This window comes from Streptomyces sp. NPDC058371, assembly GCF_042723265.1.
GTDB lineage: Bacteria > Actinomycetota > Actinomycetes > Streptomycetales > Streptomycetaceae > Streptomyces.
Window position 1 is genome coordinate 445,703 of sequence record NZ_JBHXJC010000004.1, and the last position, 15,032, is coordinate 460,734.

Here is a 15,032-nt window from a genome sequence, read left to right on the forward strand (position 1 = left end):
ATTGCCAGGTTACGACGGGTGTGCGGGAAGCCGCGCGAAAACAGAGGGCGGGCGGAAGACCATGGACGTTTTGCCACTGCTGTTGCTGGTCGCCGGCAGCGCCATGGTGGCCGGGGCGGCCCGCCGCACGCCCGTACCCGCACCGCTGCTGCTCGTCACGGTGGGCCTGGTGATCTCGTACGTCCCCGGGGTGCCCGAGTACACGCTCGACCCCGACGTGGTGCTGCCGCTGGTGCTGCCCCCGCTGCTGTACACGGCGGCCGCGGACAGCTCGTACCTGGACCTGCGGGCCCAGATGCGGCCCGTGGCGCTGCTCTCGGTCGGCTACGTCCTCTTCGCGACCGTCGTCGTCGGCTGGGCCGCGTATCTGATCGTGCCGGGGCTGCCGCTGACCGCGGCGCTGGTGCTCGGCGCGGTGGTGGCGCCGCCGGACGCGGTCGCCGCCACGGCGGTGGCGCGGCGGGTGGGGCTGCCCTCGCGGATCACCACCATCCTGCAGGGCGAGTCCCTGGTGAACGACGCCACCGCGATCACCGCCTACAAGGTGGCCCTCGCGGCCGCGATCGGCGAAGGGGCGACCTGGGCGGGCGGACTCAAGGAGTTCCTGCTGGCCGCGGTCGGCGGCGTCGTGGTCGGGCTGGTCCTGATGGTGCCGCTGCACTGGCTGCGCATGCACCTGGGGGAGGCGCTCCTGCAGAACACCCTCTCCCTGCTGATCCCCTTCGTCGCGTACGGGGTCGCCGAGCAGGTGCACGCCTCCGGGGTGCTCGCCGTGGTCGTCGTCGCGCTCTACCTCGGACACCGCTCCTGGGAGGTCGACTTCGCGACCCGGCTCCAGGAGGAGGCCGTCTGGAAGATGGTCGCCTTCGTGCTGGAGTCGGCGGTCTTCGCGCTCATCGGTCTGCAGCTGCAGCTGGTGCTGAAGGGCCTCGGGGCGTACGAGGGCGGACGGGCCGCCTGGTACGGCGTGCTCCTCTTCCTCGTGGTCGTGGCGACCCGGTTCATCTGGGTGTATCCGGCGACCTTCGTGCCGCGGCTGCTGTCGGCACGGATCCGGGGGAGGGAGGAGAACCCCGGCTGGAAGGGGCCGTTCGTCATCGCCTGGGCCGGCATGCGGGGCGTCGTCTCGCTCGCCATCGCCTTCTCGATCCCGCTGACCGTGCACGGCGGCGAGCGCTTCCCCGAGCGCAACCTCATCCTCTTCCTGACCTTCACGACCGTCATCGGGACGCTCGTCGTACAGGGGCTCACCCTGCCCCCGTTGATCCGGCTGCTGAAGCTGCCGGGACGGGACTCGCAGGCGGAGACGCTCGCGGAGGCCAATGCGCAGGCACAGGCGTCCCGGTCCGCCGAGCAGCGCCTCGACGGGCTCCTCACCGACGAGCGCAACACCTTGCCGGAGCCGCTCGCCGACCGGCTGCGCTCCGTCCTGGAGCGGCGCCGCAACTCCGTCTGGGAGCGGCTCGGCGCGGTCAATCCGGTCACCGGGGAGACCCACGACGACACCTACCGCCGCCTCTCGCGGGAGATGATCGGCGCCGAACGCGAGGTCTTCGTGAAGCTGCGGGACCTGCGCTACATCGACGACGAGATGCTGCGCACGCTGCTGCGACGGCTGGACCTGGAGGAGGCGGCGGCGTTCCGTGAGACGGAGTGACGCGGACGGTGCGGGGTCGCCGGCCCTCAGAGCCTGTCCGGCGGATCGTGCGATGGGTCGCGCCCCGTTTCCGGGCGCCGTGGGGACGGAACCGCAAGATCCACCGGACAGGCCCTACAGCGGGGCCCCCGTGATCACGGCTGCCACCGTCGTCCCGCGGGGGAAGGCGGCCTCGTCCGCCAGGGCGACAAGTCCGTACAGCATCTTGGCGACATAGAGACGTTCCACGGGCAGGCCGTGACGCTGCTCGAAGTCCTCGGCGAAGGCGTGGAGTTCGGGGGTGGTACGGGCGTAGCCGCCGAAGTGGAAGCGGTCGTCGAGGGACCAGTCGCCGCGGGGGCCGCCGAAGGCGTGGTGCTGGAGTGCGCTTATGCCGGCCGGCAGGAAGCCGCCCTTCAGGACCGGTATGCCCAGGGCGCGGCGGCCCGGAGCCAGGCCGGCGGCCAGGCCGGCGAGGGTGCCGCCGGTGCCGCAGGCGAGGGCGACGACGTCGGCGTGGCCGCCGAGCTCCTCGCCGAGCGCCCGGCAGCCGCGTACGGCACGGGAGTTGCTGCCGCCCTCGGGTACGACATACGCGTCCTCGGCGGCCAGCGCGCGCAGAATGCCGGCCAGCGTCTCCGGTTCGGTCTTGCGGCGGTACGTCGATCTGTCGACGAAGTGGAGCCGCATGCCGTCGGCCGCGCACCGGGCGAGAGACGGGTTGAGCGGGCGGTCGGCCAGCTCCTGGCCGCGGACCACACCGACGGTGGGCCGGCCCAGCAGACGGCCGGCGGCGGCCGTCGCGCGCAGGTGGTTCGAGTACGCCCCGCCGAAGGTCAGTACTGTGCGGCCCGCCGCTGCCGTCAGGTTCGGGGCCAGCTTGCGCCACTTGTTGCCGATCAGCTCCGGGTGGATCAGATCGTCCCGCTTGAGCAGCAGCCGCACCCCGTGCCGCCCGAAGCGCTCGTCCGCGACCTCGACCACCGGCGACGGCAACCGCGGACGCAGATCGTCCAGGTCGAGCGCATCAGAGGTGTCGGTACCGGCCACCCGACCATTGTCGTCCACGTGCCCGGGACGGGCCGTCCGAGGGCGGGCCGTCCGAGCGGGCCGGGGTGGCGGCGCGGGCCGCCCCGGCGCCGCGCGTCACCGCGCGCCGGGTCGGCCCGGGGTCGCCGGCCGCCGCCTCACTTCAAGCGGTCGCGGACGCGTTCCCGTAGGGAGGCCATCGTGAAGCCGCGGGGGTCGACCTTTCCCGGCTGCCATTCCAGGTGGCCGATGACCGAGCGCTCCGTCCAGCCGTGGTGGCGGCAGATGGCGGCCGCGACCCGCTCGATGGCGTCGAGCTGGGCCTCGGGCCAGGGATCCTCGCCGTCGCCGAGGTTCTCGCACTCGAAGCCGTAGAAGTGGCGGTTGCCGTCGGTGTTCGCCTCGTTGTCCGGCGGGAGGGCCTTCTCGGCGATCACGGCGCGCAGGACGTCGTCGTCGCCGAGGCCCGCGTGGTTGGCGCGGCCGTAGCCGACGAGATGGACGACGCCGTCCTTGGTGATGACGCCGTGGCAGAGCGGGCCGGGCAGCGCGGGGTAACCGTCGCGGCAGAGCTCGACCGTGGCCTCGCTGCCCGAAGTCACGGTGTGGTGGATCATCACGCCGTGCACCGGCCCCCAGGGGCCCTTCGCGTTGCGGTTGTGGTGCTCCCAGTCGCCGACCTCGACGACGGTGACGCCTTCGGCCCTGAGCCGGTCGAGGAAGCTGCCCGCGGACATGGGTGGGGCCATGGCCGTCTCCTTCGCGCTGCGCGACGGCCACGGGTCGCGGCCGCCTCATAACGCTGCTTGTACCCGTAACTCGGCGACCTGGGCCAGCCGCTCGTACAGCGTGCGAGCCGATCCGGTCAGCGGGCACTGTGACGCTCAGCTGGGCACGGCGAAGGCCGGCGACTGTTGTGAGGGCACTGCGTGAGAGCGCCGGGCCGCACCGCTCAGGCGCGCAGGAACGCGTCTCCGTTCGCCGCGATGTGGCTCTCCAGGGCCTGAAGGGCCTGTTGCGTCGCCTGGGGGGAGCCGCTGCCCCGGCGCTCGGCGTAGTACGCGGCGCCGAGCTTCTTCAGCAGATCGCCGCCGGTGCGCTGCGCCTGTACGTCGTCGATCTTCTGCTTGCCCTGTGTCAGGCCCCGCTGGGCCTGCTCCTTGGCGCGATCCAGAAATCCTGCCATTGCCCTCTCCCGTCCTAGTCCGTCGAGGGTCCGGTCGTGCATCCAACGGATGGCCGGATCTTGGAGTTCCCGCGCCTCCGCCCGGCCGCATGCCCAGTTCTCCGGTGATCCATTCCCGCTCATTCGTGTAATAGCACCGACACGCTCCGTGATGAAAGGGTTGCCCTCGCAGATCAGTGCACGACCGGGAGGGCAATTTTCATGTCGGTAGGCGAAGAGGTCCGCGCAGGTCAGGACAGGCCGCAGCAGAGTCTCGGCACATCGGCCGCGCGGAACCTGGCCACCACGACCAAGTCCGCACCGCAGATGCAGGAGATCAGCTCGAGGTGGCTGCTGCGCACGCTGCCGTGGGTGAACGTGCAGGGTGGTACGTACCGGGTGAACCGGCGGCTGAGCTACTCCGTGGGGGACGGCCGGGTCACGTTCGTGAAGACCGGCGACCAGGTGCGGGTCATCCCCGCGGAGCTCGGCGAGCTGCCGATCCTGCGGACGTTCGAGGACCAGGAGGTGCTCGGCGAGCTCGCCCAGCGCTGCCAGCAGCGGGAGTTCGCGCCGGGATCGGTGCTCACCGAGTTCGGCAGCCCCGCCGACGGGGTGTTCCTGCTCGCGCACGGCAAGGTGGAGAAGACCGGCACCGGCCCGTACGGGGACGACGCGGTGCTCGGCGTCCTCGCCGACGGCGCGTACTTCGGCGAGCAGGCGCTGATCGACCCGGAGGCCATCTGGGAGTACACCGCCCGCGCGGTCACCGCGTGCACCGTGCTCGTGCTGCCCCGCCAGGACCTCGAACAGGTCGCGGAGCGCTCCGAGTCGCTGCGCACCCACCTCGCGGAGATGTGCTCCATCCCGTCGCAGCGCACCAACAAGTACGGCGAGAAGGAGATCGACCTCGCGGCAGGCCACTCCGGTGAGCCGGACATCCCCGGCACCTTCGTCGACTACGAGTCCGCGCCCCGCGAGTACGAACTGAGCATCGCCCAGACCGTGCTGCGCCTGCACACGCGCGTGGCCGACCTCTACAACCAGCCGATGAACCAGACCGAGCAACAGCTCCGGCTGACCGTGGAGGCGCTCAAGGAGCGCCAGGAGCACGAGCTCATCAACAACCGGGAGTTCGGACTGCTCAACAACTGCGAGTACGACCAGCGGCTCCAGCCGCACGACGGCGTGCCCAGCCCGGACGACCTGGACGAACTGCTCAGCCGCAGGCGTGGCACCAAGCTGCTCCTCGCCCACCCGCGCGCGATCTCCGCGTTCGGCCGCGAGTGCAACAAGCGAGGGCTCGTCCCCGAGAGCGTCGAGATCGCCGGCAACCGCATCCCGACCTGGCGCGGAGTCCCGATCTACCCGTGCAACAAGATCCCGGTCACCGACGCCCGTACGACCTCGATCATCGCCATGCGTACCGGCGAGGCCGAGCAGGGTGTGATCGGCCTCCAGCAGGCCGGCATCCCGGACGAGATCGAGCCGAGCCTGTCGGTGCGCTTCATGGGCATCAACGAGCAGGCGATCATCTCCTACCTGGTGACCGCCTACTACTCGGCTGCGGTGCTCGTGCCGGACGCCCTCGGCATCCTGGAGAACGTCGAGATCGGCCGCTGGCGGTGACCCTCCGCGCACCGGACGCCGTGTTCCCGCCCTCCGGGGCGGGTACACCCAGGGGGTATGCGTCCGGTGACGGCGCGCAGGCGCCGCCGTCCGGGAGCTCTCCGAGGCGATCCCAGTGGGTGAGTTCATGACGGAGACGAAGCAGGGTCCGACCGAGACACGCGAAAGGCGCACCATCGAAAGGAAAGGGCCGCCCCGCGTTCCGCCCGTTGGAACGCACAGCCCGCCGAGTCCGCCCGACGGGCAGGAGGCGGCCGCCATCCTGGAGCGTGCGCGGGCGTCCGTCGACCCCGAACTGCGCAGGGCCATCGAGTCGTTGCCCGGATCCATGCGCCGGATCGCGCTCTACCACTTCGGCTGGGAGCACGCGGACGGCACCCCGGCAGCGGGCAACGCGGGCAAGGCGATCCGGCCCGCCCTCGTCCTGTCCGCCACCCGGGCGCTGGGCGGCCAACAGGCGTCGGCCGTACGGGCGGCAGCCGCGGTGGAGTTGATCCACAACTTCACGCTGCTGCACGACGACGTCATGGACCGCGACACCACCCGCAGGCACCGCCCCACCGCCTGGACCGTGTTCGGCGACGCCGACGCGATCCTCGCCGGGGACGCCCTGCAGGCACTCGCCCAGCGGCTGCTCGCCGAGGATCCGCACCCGGCGTCCTCGGCGGCCGCCGTCCGGCTCGCGGACTGCGTCGTCGAGCTGTGCGCGGGCCAGCACACGGACACGGCCATGGAGAAGCGCGGCCCCCGTGAGGTCACTCTCGACGAGTGCCTCGAAATGGCCGAGGCCAAGACGGGCGCACTGCTCGGCTGCGCCTGTGCACTCGGCGGGCTGTACGCGGGAGCGGACGAGGAGGACGTCGAGGCGCTGGACGCGTTCGGCCGGGAGGCCGGGCTCGCCTTCCAGCTGATCGACGACGTGATCGGGATCTGGGGGGACCCGAGCCGTACCGGCAAGCCGGCCGGGGCGGACCTCATCGCCCGCAAGAAGTCGCTGCCCGTGGTCGCCGCGCTGGCCTCCGGCACTCCGGCCGCCGCCGAACTGGCCGAGCTGTACGGAGTTCCGTACGAGGAAGGGGAGTTGGAGCGCACGGTCCTGGCCGTCGAGCGGGCGGGCGGTCGCGACTGGGCGCAGGTCCAGGCGGCCGACCGGATGTCCCGGGCGATGCACGAGCTGTCCCGGGCGGTGCCGGAACCGGAAGCGGCGGGCGGCCTTCTCGCGCTGGCCGAGTTCGTGACCAGACGCACCAACTGAGCGCCGCCGGAGTCGCTGTCCGGCAGGGGTGGAAGCGGCCCACCGGCCGAAGACGAAGGGCCGGTGGTTTCGCGACCCACCTCACACGGGCAGCGTTCCGGAGATCGCAGACCCCGGGGCCCCGGGTCCGTACGGCACCTGACCTCCGTACGGCACCGGGATCCCGGCCGGGCGGGCCCCGCACATCCCCACGGTGTGCGGGGCCCGCTCCTTCGTTCGGTGCACGGGCCCGCCCCGCGCCTGACCCCGAGTCGAACCGCCGTACGATCAGCGGCGGTTGAGACAGCTGATGCGAAGGGGCGGGACATGGGTGTGGGTATCCGGAGGGCGGGCGAGGGAGACCGGGAGCTGGTGACCCGCCTGCTCGACCAGGCGTTCCAGAACGACCCGGTGAGCAGCTGGATCTTCCCCGACGAGGCGTACCGCCGCGCCACGCACCCGAAGCTGATGGCGGTCTTCCTCGACATCGTGCTCGCCGAGGGGCGCGTCGACGTGACCGAGGACGGCACGGCGTGCGCGATGTGGCTGTCGGTGCCCGCGGACGCCGGTCACGCGGACGACGACGAGGGGCCGGTGCAGCTGCGCAAGGCGGTCGACCCGGACAATGAACGCGTCGAGCTGGTGGGCCGGTTGACGAACGAGATCCACCCGGCCGGCCGCGCCCACGAGTACCTGTGGATGATCGCCGTGGCCCCCGGCCATCAGGGCGAGGGGCTCGGCAGCGCGCTCATGCGGCCCGTCCTCGACCGCTGCGACCGCGAGGGCCTGCCCGCCTATCTGGAGGCGAGCAGCACCCGCAGCCGCCGGCTGTACGAGCGGCTCGGCTTCGTCTTCAGGAGCCCTGCGGTCGACCTGCCCGGCGGACCGCCGATGTGGCCCATGTGGCGCGAGCCCCGGACCTGACCCGCCTCTTCCCGAGCCCAGGCCCGACCCGCCCCTTCACGGTCCCAGGCCCGACCCGCCCCTTCGCGGTCCCAGGCCCGACCCGCCCCTTCGCGGTCCCAGGCCCGACCCGCCACTTCACCGGCCCCGGGCGCGCGCCCCGTCACTCCGCCGGCACGATCGTCGCCACGATCCGTTCCACCAGCGCGTCCGGGACCGAGATGCCGGGCAGGACGCCGTCCAGCACCCCCGGCAGGGTCAGGTGTTCCAGGAGCAGCCCGAGCATGGCGAGGTAGAGCACCGTCACGGTCTCGTCGCCGCCGGGCAGCCCGGCATCGCGGTGGAACTCCATGCCGTACGTGAGATCGCCCCGTACCGACGCGGTGAACGAGTCGCGCAGGGCCGGTCGGCGGGTGGCCTCCAGGCGCATCTCGAAGAGCGCGAGATAGCCCGTGCGGTCACGGTCGGCGCGGCTCAGCAGGTCATGCATGAAGGCCGTGACCAGTGCGCGGTCCTTCGGCGCCGCCATCAGTTCGGCGAGAACGCCGGGGTCCGGTGCGAGCCGCACGTGCAGTCGTTCGTCGATCTGGCGCAGCAGGTCGTCGCGTCCGGTGAAGTAGTTCGAGGCGGTGCCCACCGGCACCCCGGCCTCGCCGTCCACCGCGCGGAACGTCAGCCCGCGCGCGCCCTCTTGTGCCAGCACCTCGACCGCGGCGTCGACGAGTGCGGCCCTGCGCTCCGGATTGCGCGCCATGCGGAGTCCCCTCTGCCACTTGCTTCGGTCGCCGGAATTCCCTTGCAACCACTACAGGCAAAGTACTATAACTGAAGTGGTTCTGCTGCCCTACGGAAAGAGACCGGCTTGCGCAAGCTCACGTACTTCATCGCCTGCTCGATCGACGGCTTCATCGGGGGCCCCGACGGCGATGCCCAGTTCTTCGTCCCCTTCGTGGACGAGGAGTTCTTCGAGGACTTCCTCAAGGCCGAGTATCCGGAGACACTGCCCACCCACGGCCGTCGGCCGCTCGGCATCGACGACCTGGAGAACCGGAGGTTCGACACGGTCATCCAGGGCCGCGCCAGTTACGACCTGGCCCTGGAGCTCGGCGTCACCAGCCCGTACGCCCATCTGCGGGAGTACGTCGCCTCACGCAGCCTCAAGGAGTCGCCCGACCCGCACGTGGAGATCGTCGCGGACGACGTCCTCGGCAAGGTCCGCGAACTCAAGGCCGAGGACGGCGAGATGGGCATCTACCTCTGCGGCGGCTCGCAGCTCGCGGGTCAGCTGCTCGACGAGGTGGACGAGCTCGTCATCAAGACGTACCCGCTCGTGCTCGGTTCGGGCCTGCCGATGTTCGGCTCCGGGTTCGCCCTCACCGAGTTCACCCTGGACGGGGTGCGCGCCTTCAAGAACGGGGTGCTCGTGACGACGTACGGCAGGAAGCGCTGAACCGCCTCTCGTCCTACCCTGGAGACATGGGCACCGATGAGCATGTCTGTCCCGCGTGCGGGCAGCCGGTCGCCACGGTCGTGCGGCGCCACAAGACCCTGGGCGCCTGGGTTCCCGTATGGGGGCCCGGACCCTGCGGGAACCGCGAGTGCGCGGCGTACGCCGATGAAGCCGAGTCCGCCGAGGAGCCCCGGAAGACAGCCGGGGCACCGGCCACGAAGAAATCCTGACGGAGTTCCCGCGACCGTGTCGAGAAACGCGGTCCGGCTCCGACGTCCCCTGTGAGAGCCGCCCGAACGGGCGGCCCGGACGAGGCAGCCGAAGGAGCCGACTCATGAAGTACCTGGTGATGGTTCAGGGGACGCAGGCGGACTACGAGGGCATGCGGGGCAAGCCCTCCGCGGGCTCCCCGGCCTGGAGCGAAGCGGAACTGGCGGCCATGTACGCCTTCATGGGCGCGATCAACAACGACCTCTCCGAGACCGGTGAGCTGGTCGACGCGCAGGGGCTGGCCGAGCCCGGGCTCACCCGGCTGGTCACGGCCGGCGAGGACGGCAGGGCCGTGATCACCGACGGACCGTACGGCGAGACCAAGGAGCTGATGGCCGGCTACTGGGTCCTGGAGTGCGAGAGCCTGGAGCGGGTCACCGAGATCGCCGCGCGCGTCACCGGGTGTCCCGGCCCCGAGGGGGTCACCAACTACCCGGTGGTGATCCGGCCCATCCTCGACGGCGCCGGGGACATCTGAGCCCCGTGCATCGCACCACCGGGACCGAGGACCTGCTGCGCCGGCACGCCCCGCAGGTCCTCGGCGCGCTCGTCCGGCGCTACGGGCACTTCGACGCGGCCGAGGACGCCGTACAGGAGGCGCTGCTCGCCGCGGCCGGGCAGTGGCCGGCGGCCGGGGTGCCCGACAACCCGCGCGGCTGGCTGATCAAGGTCGCCTCGCGACGCCTGACCGACGCGCTGCGCAGCGAGGAGGCGCGACGGCTGCGCGAGGAGAAGGCGGCGGCGCTCACCCCGCGGGACGCGTTCACGGCGCCCGAGCCGGGGCTGGCCCGGGCCCCGCAGGACGACGACACACTCAGCCTCCTCTTTCTCTGCTGCCACCCGGATCTCACCCCGCCCGCCCAGATCGCGCTCACCCTGCGCGCCGTCGGCGGTCTGACCACGGCGGAGATCGCGCGGGCCCATCTGGTGCCGGAGGCGACGATGGCGCAGCGGATCAGCCGGGCCAAGCAGCGGGTGAGAGGGGTCCGGTTCGGCCGCCCCGACCACTGGGAGGACCGGCTGCCCGCCGTCCTGGGGACCCTCTACCTGATCTTCAACGAGGGCTATACGGCGACCTCGGGAGCGGCCCTGCAGCGGTCCGAACTCGCCGGTGAGGCCATCCGGTTGACCCGCACCGTCCACCGGCTGCTCCCCGAGGACCGCGAAGTGACGGGCCTGCTGGCGCTGATGCTGCTCACGGACGCCCGCCGCGCCGCGCGCACCGGACCGCACGGAGAACTGATCCCGCTGGACGAGCAGGACCGGGGCCGGTGGGACAGGGCGGCGGTCCAGGAAGGGGTCGCGCTGGTCACGGAGGCGCTGGCGCGGGGGAGAGCCGGGCCGTATCAGCTGCGCGCCGCGATCGCCGCCGTCCACGACGAGGCGTCCTCCCCGGAGGCGACGGACTGGCGCGAGATCCTCGGCCTCTACGACATCCTGGTCCGCCAGGTCCCCGGGCCGGTCGAACGCCTCAACCGCACGGTGGCCGTCGCCATGGTGCACGGCCCGCGGGCCGGACTCGCCGAACTGGACCTTCTGGAGGACGAGTTGGCGGGCAGCCATCGCCTCGACGCGGTCCGGGGACATCTGCTGGAGCGTCTGGGCGAGACGACGGCGGCCCGGGCCGCCTACGAATCGGCGGCCGGCAAGACCCTCAGCCTCCCGGAACAGCGCTATTTGCTGGCGCGGGCGGCGCGCCTGAAGCCGTAGCGTGTCGGCATGTCCGAACCTCTGCTGCACCTCACCGAGCGCTCCCTGTGGGAGACGGCCACCGCCTGGGGCACGTACGAGATGTCCACCCGCGGCCGCACCCTCCAGGAGGAGGGCTTCATCCACTGCTCGCTGCGCCACCAACTCCCCGGCGTGGCCGCATTCCTGTACGGCTCCTACACCGGGCCCGACGAGCTGGTGGTGCTGGTCATCGACCCCGACCGGCTCGCGTCCCCGATCCGCTACGAGGCCCCGGAGCCCGGCGCCGAGGAGTTCCCGCACATCTACGGCCCGATCCCGGTGACAGCCGTGGTGGACGTGGAGGCGTGGGGCCCCGGACAGCCCCGTACGGGCTGAAGTCGTCGAGCGGGTACGGGGCTGGAGACGGGGCCGCGGTCTCGGGGTGCGGTTCAGCCGGAACGGCGTTCGTTGAACCGCAGCAGGTTGCCCGCCGGGTCGCGGAAGGCGCAGTCGCGCACGCCGTAGGGCTGATCGACCGGCTCCTGGAGGACCTCGGCGCCGGAGCTCCGGACCCGCTCGAAGAGGGCGTCGCAGTCGGTGGTCGAGAAGATCACGCCCCGCAGGACGCCCTTGGCGAGCAGCTCGGCCATCGCCTGCTTGTCGGCCGGTGACGTGTCCGGGTCCGCCGCCGGCGGCTCCAGGACGATCTCCACGTCCGGCTGGAGCGGCGAGCCGACGGTCACCCAGCGCATCCCCTCGAAGCCGACGTCGTTGCGGACTTCGAGACCCAGCACGTCACGGTAGAACGCGAGCGCCTTGTCATGGTCGTCCACGGCGATGAAGCACTGAGACAGTTTCAGATCCATGCGCTCACGCTAGAGCCTGCCGGGGATCAGGGCAGTGGACGGGCCTCAGAGCCGGGAGCCCGGTTCGCCTTCGTGGCGGCGGTGCCGGGACGGGCGGGTGAGCCGCTGGGCGATGCAGGACGGGATCGGCGCCCCGTGGTCGTGCGGACGGGCCCGGTACGCGCTGGGGGTCTCGCCCACCAGTTCTGTGAAACGGGAGCTGAACGACCCGAGCGACGTACACCCCACGGCCAAGCAGACCTCGGTGACCGTCATCTCGCCCCGCCGCAACAGTGCTTTGGCCCGCTCGACGCGGCGGGTCATGAGATAGCTGTACGGCGTCTCGCCGAACGCCGCCCGGAAGCTGCGCTGGAAGTGGCCGGGCGACATCAGCGCGGTGCGCGCGATCTCGGGCACGTCCAGCGGCTCCGCGTACTCGCGGTCCATCCGGTCACGCGCCCGCCGCAGCCGGGCCAGGTCCTCCAGCGTCACGTCCTCAGGATGCCACGGGGCCGGTCGGTCTCCGGGGCGGACCGGGGAAGTCGGGGGCCCGGCCGGCGCACGGGCCGGAAACGGGAGACCGCACCCGGTCCGTCATGGTCGCCGGAAGCGGCGGCATGCGGACCGGGTGCGGACCGGAAGACCGGGCGGCGGAAGAAGCCGCAGGCCGGGTGGGGTGATCAAAAGATCAGGCCTTCTTGGTCTCCCAGAAGATCTTGTCGATCTGGGCGATGTAGTCCAGCGCCTTCTGGCCCGTGGCCGGGTCGGTGGACGCCTTCGCGGCCGAGAGGGCCTTGAGGGCGTCGTTGACCAGCTGGTGCAGCTCCGGGTACTTCTCGAAGTGCGGGGGCTTGAAGTAGTCGCTCCAGAGCACCGAGACGTGGTGCTTGGCGAGCTCCGCGCGCTGCTCCTTGATGACGGTGGCGCGGGCCTGGAAGTGCGGGTCGTCGTTGCCGGCCATCTTTTCCTGGACGGCCTTCACCGACTCGGCCTCGATGCGGGCCTGGGCGGGGTCGTACACACCACAGGGCAGGTCGCAGTGCGCGCTGACCTTGACCTTGGGGGCAAACAGGCGGGAAAGCATTGAGCTGTCCTTCCTCGTGATCGTCTTCTCAGGTGGGACATTACTCCGTAGGAGAAGGGATTTCGCGAGTGCCCCCAGGGGCTTAGGACAAAAGTCCAGGGTGAGACTGGGACTGGTGGAGGATAGGACCGGGGAGGTGCCGGCGATGCCGGAGCTGTCGCAGGAGACCGAGGGCGGGAGGGCCGTCCTGCCGTTTGGGACGGCCGAGGTGACCGGCCCGTCGATGGTGCCCACGCTCCATCACGGGGACCGGCTGGTTGTGCAGTACGGGGCACGTGTCCGGCCCGGTGACGTGGTGGTTCTGCGCCATCCGTTCCAACAGGACCTGCTCGTGGTCAAACGGGTGGCGGAGCGGCGCGAGGGCGGCTGGTGGGTCCTCGGCGACAACGCGTACGCGGGCGGGGACAGCACCGACTACGGCACGGTGCCCGAGGATCTGGTGCTCGCGAAGGTGCGTTTTCGCTACCGCCCGGTCGAGCGCGGTCAGCGTTCGCCGGTCGCGCTCGCCCGCTGGGCCTGGTCCGCGGCCAGGCCCGTGCTCTCGGACCGGTCCGCCTCCAGGCGCTTGCGGGCGCGGTAGGCCGCCACGTTGGCGCGGGTGGCGCAGCGGTCCGAGCAGTAGCGCCGGGAGCGGTTCGTCGAGGTGTCGAGGAAGGCGTTGCGGCAGGGTGCGGCCTCGCACAGGCCGAGCCGGTCGACGCCGTACTCGGTGAGGTGGAACGCGAGGCCCATCGCGGCGATCGCCGCGTAGCCCGCCGTCACGTTCGACGGATGGTCCGCCAGGTGCATGTGCCACAGCGGGCGCCCGTTGTCGTCCCGGTAGTCGTGGCCGGAGATCTGCGGGCTCACCGGGAACTCCAGGAGCAGGGAGTTCAGCAGGTCCACGGCGAGGGTCTCGTCGCCCGAGTCGGCCGCCTCGAAGACCGCGCGGAGCCGGGCCCGTACGGAACGGAAGCGGGTGACGTCCGCGTCCGAGGCCCGCCGGGCGGCCACCGTGTTCCCCACGAAGAGGTCACGGATGGCCTCGACCGAGGTGAGCGCGTCCTTGCCCCGGGCCGGCTCCTCGCTGTTGACGAGACGTACGGCGTAATCCGAGTAATAGGCCAGTTCCACTTGTAGTCCTTACTGGGGCGCTCTATCGTCGTGCCTGCGGTCGAGTAACAGATGACTGTGCTTACAGGGTATTACGCGGTGGAGTGGAGAAGGGGCTGCCATGACGAGCACGACCGGAACGGACACCACGACGGCCAAAACCGACTGGCCGGCATGGCAGGAGAGCTGGGACCGGCAGCAGGAGTGGTACATGCCGGACCGCGAGGAGCGCTTCCGGGTGATGCTGGACATGGTCGAGGCGCTGGTCGGCACCGCACCCCGGGTCCTCGACCTCGCCTGCGGCACGGGCACCATCACGGCCCGGCTGCTCGACCGCTTCCCGGCCGCCACCAGCACCGGTGTCGACCTCGACCCGGCGCTGCTCGCCATCGCCCGCGGCACCTTCGAGGGTGACGACCGGGTCTCCTTCGTCACGGCCGACCTGAAGGATCCGGAGTGGACGTCGCGGCTGCCGTACGACACGTACGACGCCGTCCTGACCGCCACCGCCCTGCACTGGCTGCACAGCGAACCCCTCGCGGTCCTCTACGGCCGGATCGCGGGAGTCGTCCGCGACGGCGGTGTCTTCATGAACGCCGACCACATGATCGACGAGAGCACGCCCCGGATCAACGAGGCGGAGCGCGCGCAGCGGCACGTGCGCATGGATCAGGCCAAGAAGAACGGCGCCCTCGACTGGGCCGAATGGTGGGAGCTGGCCGGCAAGGACCCGGTCCTCGCCGCCCCCACCGCCCGGCGCTTCGAGATCTACGGAGAGCACGCCGACGGCGACACCCCGTCCGCCGAGTGGCATGCGCGGACCCTGCGGGAGAAGGGCTTCGGCGAGGCCCGCACGGTGTGGCGCTCGCCCTCGGACGCGCTGGTCCTCGCGGTCAAGTAGCCGCAGCGGCGAGCGACTTCGGGGCGGTACGGAATTCCGTACCGCCCCCGCCTTCGCGGCCCCCAGTCATCGGCAGACGCGAAAGGGCGGTACGGGGATCCCGTACCGCCCTTTCGCGGAGAA

19 protein-coding genes are annotated in these 15,032 nt (G+C 71.4%); 11 read left to right on the top strand and 8 right to left on the bottom strand.

The window, feature by feature from the left end; all coding sequences use genetic code 11:
• Positions 1-61 precede the first annotated feature (61 nt).
• Positions 62-1,657, top strand: a complete 1,596-nt coding sequence (locus tag ACFWM2_RS16745; RefSeq protein ID WP_383279429.1) for a Na+/H+ antiporter — start codon at positions 62-64, stop codon at positions 1,655-1,657.
• 114 nt (positions 1,658-1,771) lie between these two features.
• On the opposite strand, the gene ACFWM2_RS16750 is transcribed toward ACFWM2_RS16745, so the two are convergent.
• The 3 genes from ACFWM2_RS16750 to ACFWM2_RS16760 all read right to left on the bottom strand — a co-directional run bounded on the left by ACFWM2_RS16750 (position 1,772) and on the right by ACFWM2_RS16760 (position 3,851).
• A complete protein-coding gene (locus ACFWM2_RS16750; RefSeq protein WP_383279431.1) occupies positions 1,772-2,686 on the bottom strand; it encodes a 1-aminocyclopropane-1-carboxylate deaminase/D-cysteine desulfhydrase in 915 nt (304 codons plus the stop codon).
• Positions 2,687-2,823: 137 nt separating this feature from the next.
• Positions 2,824-3,414: an N-acetylmuramoyl-L-alanine amidase gene (locus ACFWM2_RS16755; protein ID WP_383279434.1), complete on the bottom strand. Its 591-nt coding sequence runs from the start codon at positions 3,412-3,414 to the stop codon at positions 2,824-2,826.
• Positions 3,415-3,617: 203 nt separating this feature from the next.
• A complete protein-coding gene (locus ACFWM2_RS16760; RefSeq protein ID WP_383279437.1) occupies positions 3,618-3,851 on the bottom strand; it encodes a hypothetical protein in 234 nt (77 codons plus the stop codon).
• Between the two features lie 201 nt (positions 3,852-4,052).
• Between ACFWM2_RS16760 and ACFWM2_RS16765 the strand changes: the two genes are divergently transcribed.
• The 3 genes from ACFWM2_RS16765 (at position 4,053) to ACFWM2_RS16775 (ending at position 7,617) form a co-directional block, all read left to right on the top strand.
• Positions 4,053-5,459 carry a family 2B encapsulin nanocompartment shell protein gene (locus ACFWM2_RS16765; protein ID WP_383279439.1) on the top strand — a complete coding sequence of 469 codons (1,407 nt, stop codon included), beginning with the start codon at positions 4,053-4,055 and terminating at the stop codon, positions 5,457-5,459.
• Positions 5,460-5,586: 127 nt separating this feature from the next.
• Positions 5,587-6,714 carry a family 2 encapsulin nanocompartment cargo protein polyprenyl transferase gene (locus tag ACFWM2_RS16770; protein WP_383279442.1) on the top strand — a complete coding sequence of 376 codons (1,128 nt, stop codon included), beginning with the start codon at positions 5,587-5,589 and terminating at the stop codon, positions 6,712-6,714.
• A gap of 306 nt (positions 6,715-7,020) precedes the next feature.
• Positions 7,021-7,617, top strand: a complete 597-nt coding sequence (locus ACFWM2_RS16775) for a GNAT family N-acetyltransferase (RefSeq protein ID WP_383279445.1) — start codon at positions 7,021-7,023, stop codon at positions 7,615-7,617.
• A gap of 142 nt (positions 7,618-7,759) precedes the next feature.
• Here the strand turns inward: ACFWM2_RS16775 and ACFWM2_RS16780 are convergent, their stop codons facing one another.
• Positions 7,760-8,350 carry a TetR/AcrR family transcriptional regulator gene (locus ACFWM2_RS16780; protein ID WP_383279448.1) on the bottom strand — a complete coding sequence of 197 codons (591 nt, stop codon included), beginning with the start codon at positions 8,348-8,350 and terminating at the stop codon, positions 7,760-7,762.
• Between the two features lie 108 nt (positions 8,351-8,458).
• Here ACFWM2_RS16780 and ACFWM2_RS16785 point away from each other — a divergent pair, with 108 nt between their 5' ends.
• From ACFWM2_RS16785 to ACFWM2_RS16805, 5 genes are all read left to right on the top strand, one after another.
• The gene (locus ACFWM2_RS16785; RefSeq protein WP_383279451.1) at positions 8,459-9,046 is read left to right on the top strand and encodes a dihydrofolate reductase family protein; all 588 of its coding nucleotides are present in this window, start codon (positions 8,459-8,461) and stop codon (positions 9,044-9,046) included.
• Between the two features lie 26 nt (positions 9,047-9,072).
• Complete coding sequence (locus ACFWM2_RS16790) at positions 9,073-9,276, top strand: hypothetical protein (protein ID WP_383279454.1); 204 nt, start codon at positions 9,073-9,075, stop codon at positions 9,274-9,276.
• Between the two features lie 104 nt (positions 9,277-9,380).
• Positions 9,381-9,794 (top strand): YciI family protein, encoded by a 414-nt coding sequence (locus tag ACFWM2_RS16795; RefSeq protein WP_383279457.1) that lies wholly within the window; start codon positions 9,381-9,383, stop codon positions 9,792-9,794.
• A gap of 5 nt (positions 9,795-9,799) precedes the next feature.
• Positions 9,800-11,026 carry an RNA polymerase sigma factor gene (locus tag ACFWM2_RS16800; protein ID WP_383279459.1) on the top strand — a complete coding sequence of 409 codons (1,227 nt, stop codon included), beginning with the start codon at positions 9,800-9,802 and terminating at the stop codon, positions 11,024-11,026.
• 9 nt (positions 11,027-11,035) lie between these two features.
• Complete coding sequence (locus tag ACFWM2_RS16805; RefSeq protein ID WP_383279462.1) at positions 11,036-11,383, top strand: DUF952 domain-containing protein; 348 nt, start codon at positions 11,036-11,038, stop codon at positions 11,381-11,383.
• Between the two features lie 53 nt (positions 11,384-11,436).
• Here the strand turns inward: ACFWM2_RS16805 and ACFWM2_RS16810 are convergent, their stop codons facing one another.
• The 3 genes from ACFWM2_RS16810 to sodN form a co-directional block, all read right to left on the bottom strand.
• Positions 11,437-11,853 (bottom strand): VOC family protein, encoded by a 417-nt coding sequence (locus ACFWM2_RS16810; RefSeq protein WP_383279465.1) that lies wholly within the window; start codon positions 11,851-11,853, stop codon positions 11,437-11,439.
• A gap of 45 nt (positions 11,854-11,898) precedes the next feature.
• Entirely contained in the window at positions 11,899-12,324 is a 426-nt protein-coding gene (locus ACFWM2_RS16815) for a helix-turn-helix transcriptional regulator (protein WP_383279468.1), read from the bottom strand.
• Positions 12,325-12,520: 196 nt separating this feature from the next.
• Positions 12,521-12,916 (bottom strand): superoxide dismutase, Ni, encoded by a 396-nt coding sequence (gene sodN, locus ACFWM2_RS16820; RefSeq protein WP_023546844.1) that lies wholly within the window; start codon positions 12,914-12,916, stop codon positions 12,521-12,523.
• A gap of 145 nt (positions 12,917-13,061) precedes the next feature.
• Between sodN and sodX the strand changes: the two genes are divergently transcribed.
• On the top strand, positions 13,062-13,496 hold the full coding sequence (gene sodX, locus ACFWM2_RS16825) for a nickel-type superoxide dismutase maturation protease (RefSeq protein WP_383279471.1): 435 nt from the start codon (positions 13,062-13,064) through the stop codon (positions 13,494-13,496).
• On the opposite strand, the gene ACFWM2_RS16830 is transcribed toward sodX, so the two are convergent.
• Positions 13,400-14,029 carry a CGNR zinc finger domain-containing protein gene (locus tag ACFWM2_RS16830; RefSeq protein ID WP_383279474.1) on the bottom strand — a complete coding sequence of 210 codons (630 nt, stop codon included), beginning with the start codon at positions 14,027-14,029 and terminating at the stop codon, positions 13,400-13,402. The genes sodX and ACFWM2_RS16830 overlap by 97 nt on opposite strands.
• 100 nt (positions 14,030-14,129) lie before the next feature.
• Here ACFWM2_RS16830 and ACFWM2_RS16835 point away from each other — a divergent pair, with 100 nt between their 5' ends.
• Positions 14,130-14,909 carry a class I SAM-dependent methyltransferase gene (locus ACFWM2_RS16835; RefSeq protein WP_383279477.1) on the top strand — a complete coding sequence of 260 codons (780 nt, stop codon included), beginning with the start codon at positions 14,130-14,132 and terminating at the stop codon, positions 14,907-14,909.
• The last annotated feature ends 123 nt before the right edge of the window (positions 14,910-15,032 follow it).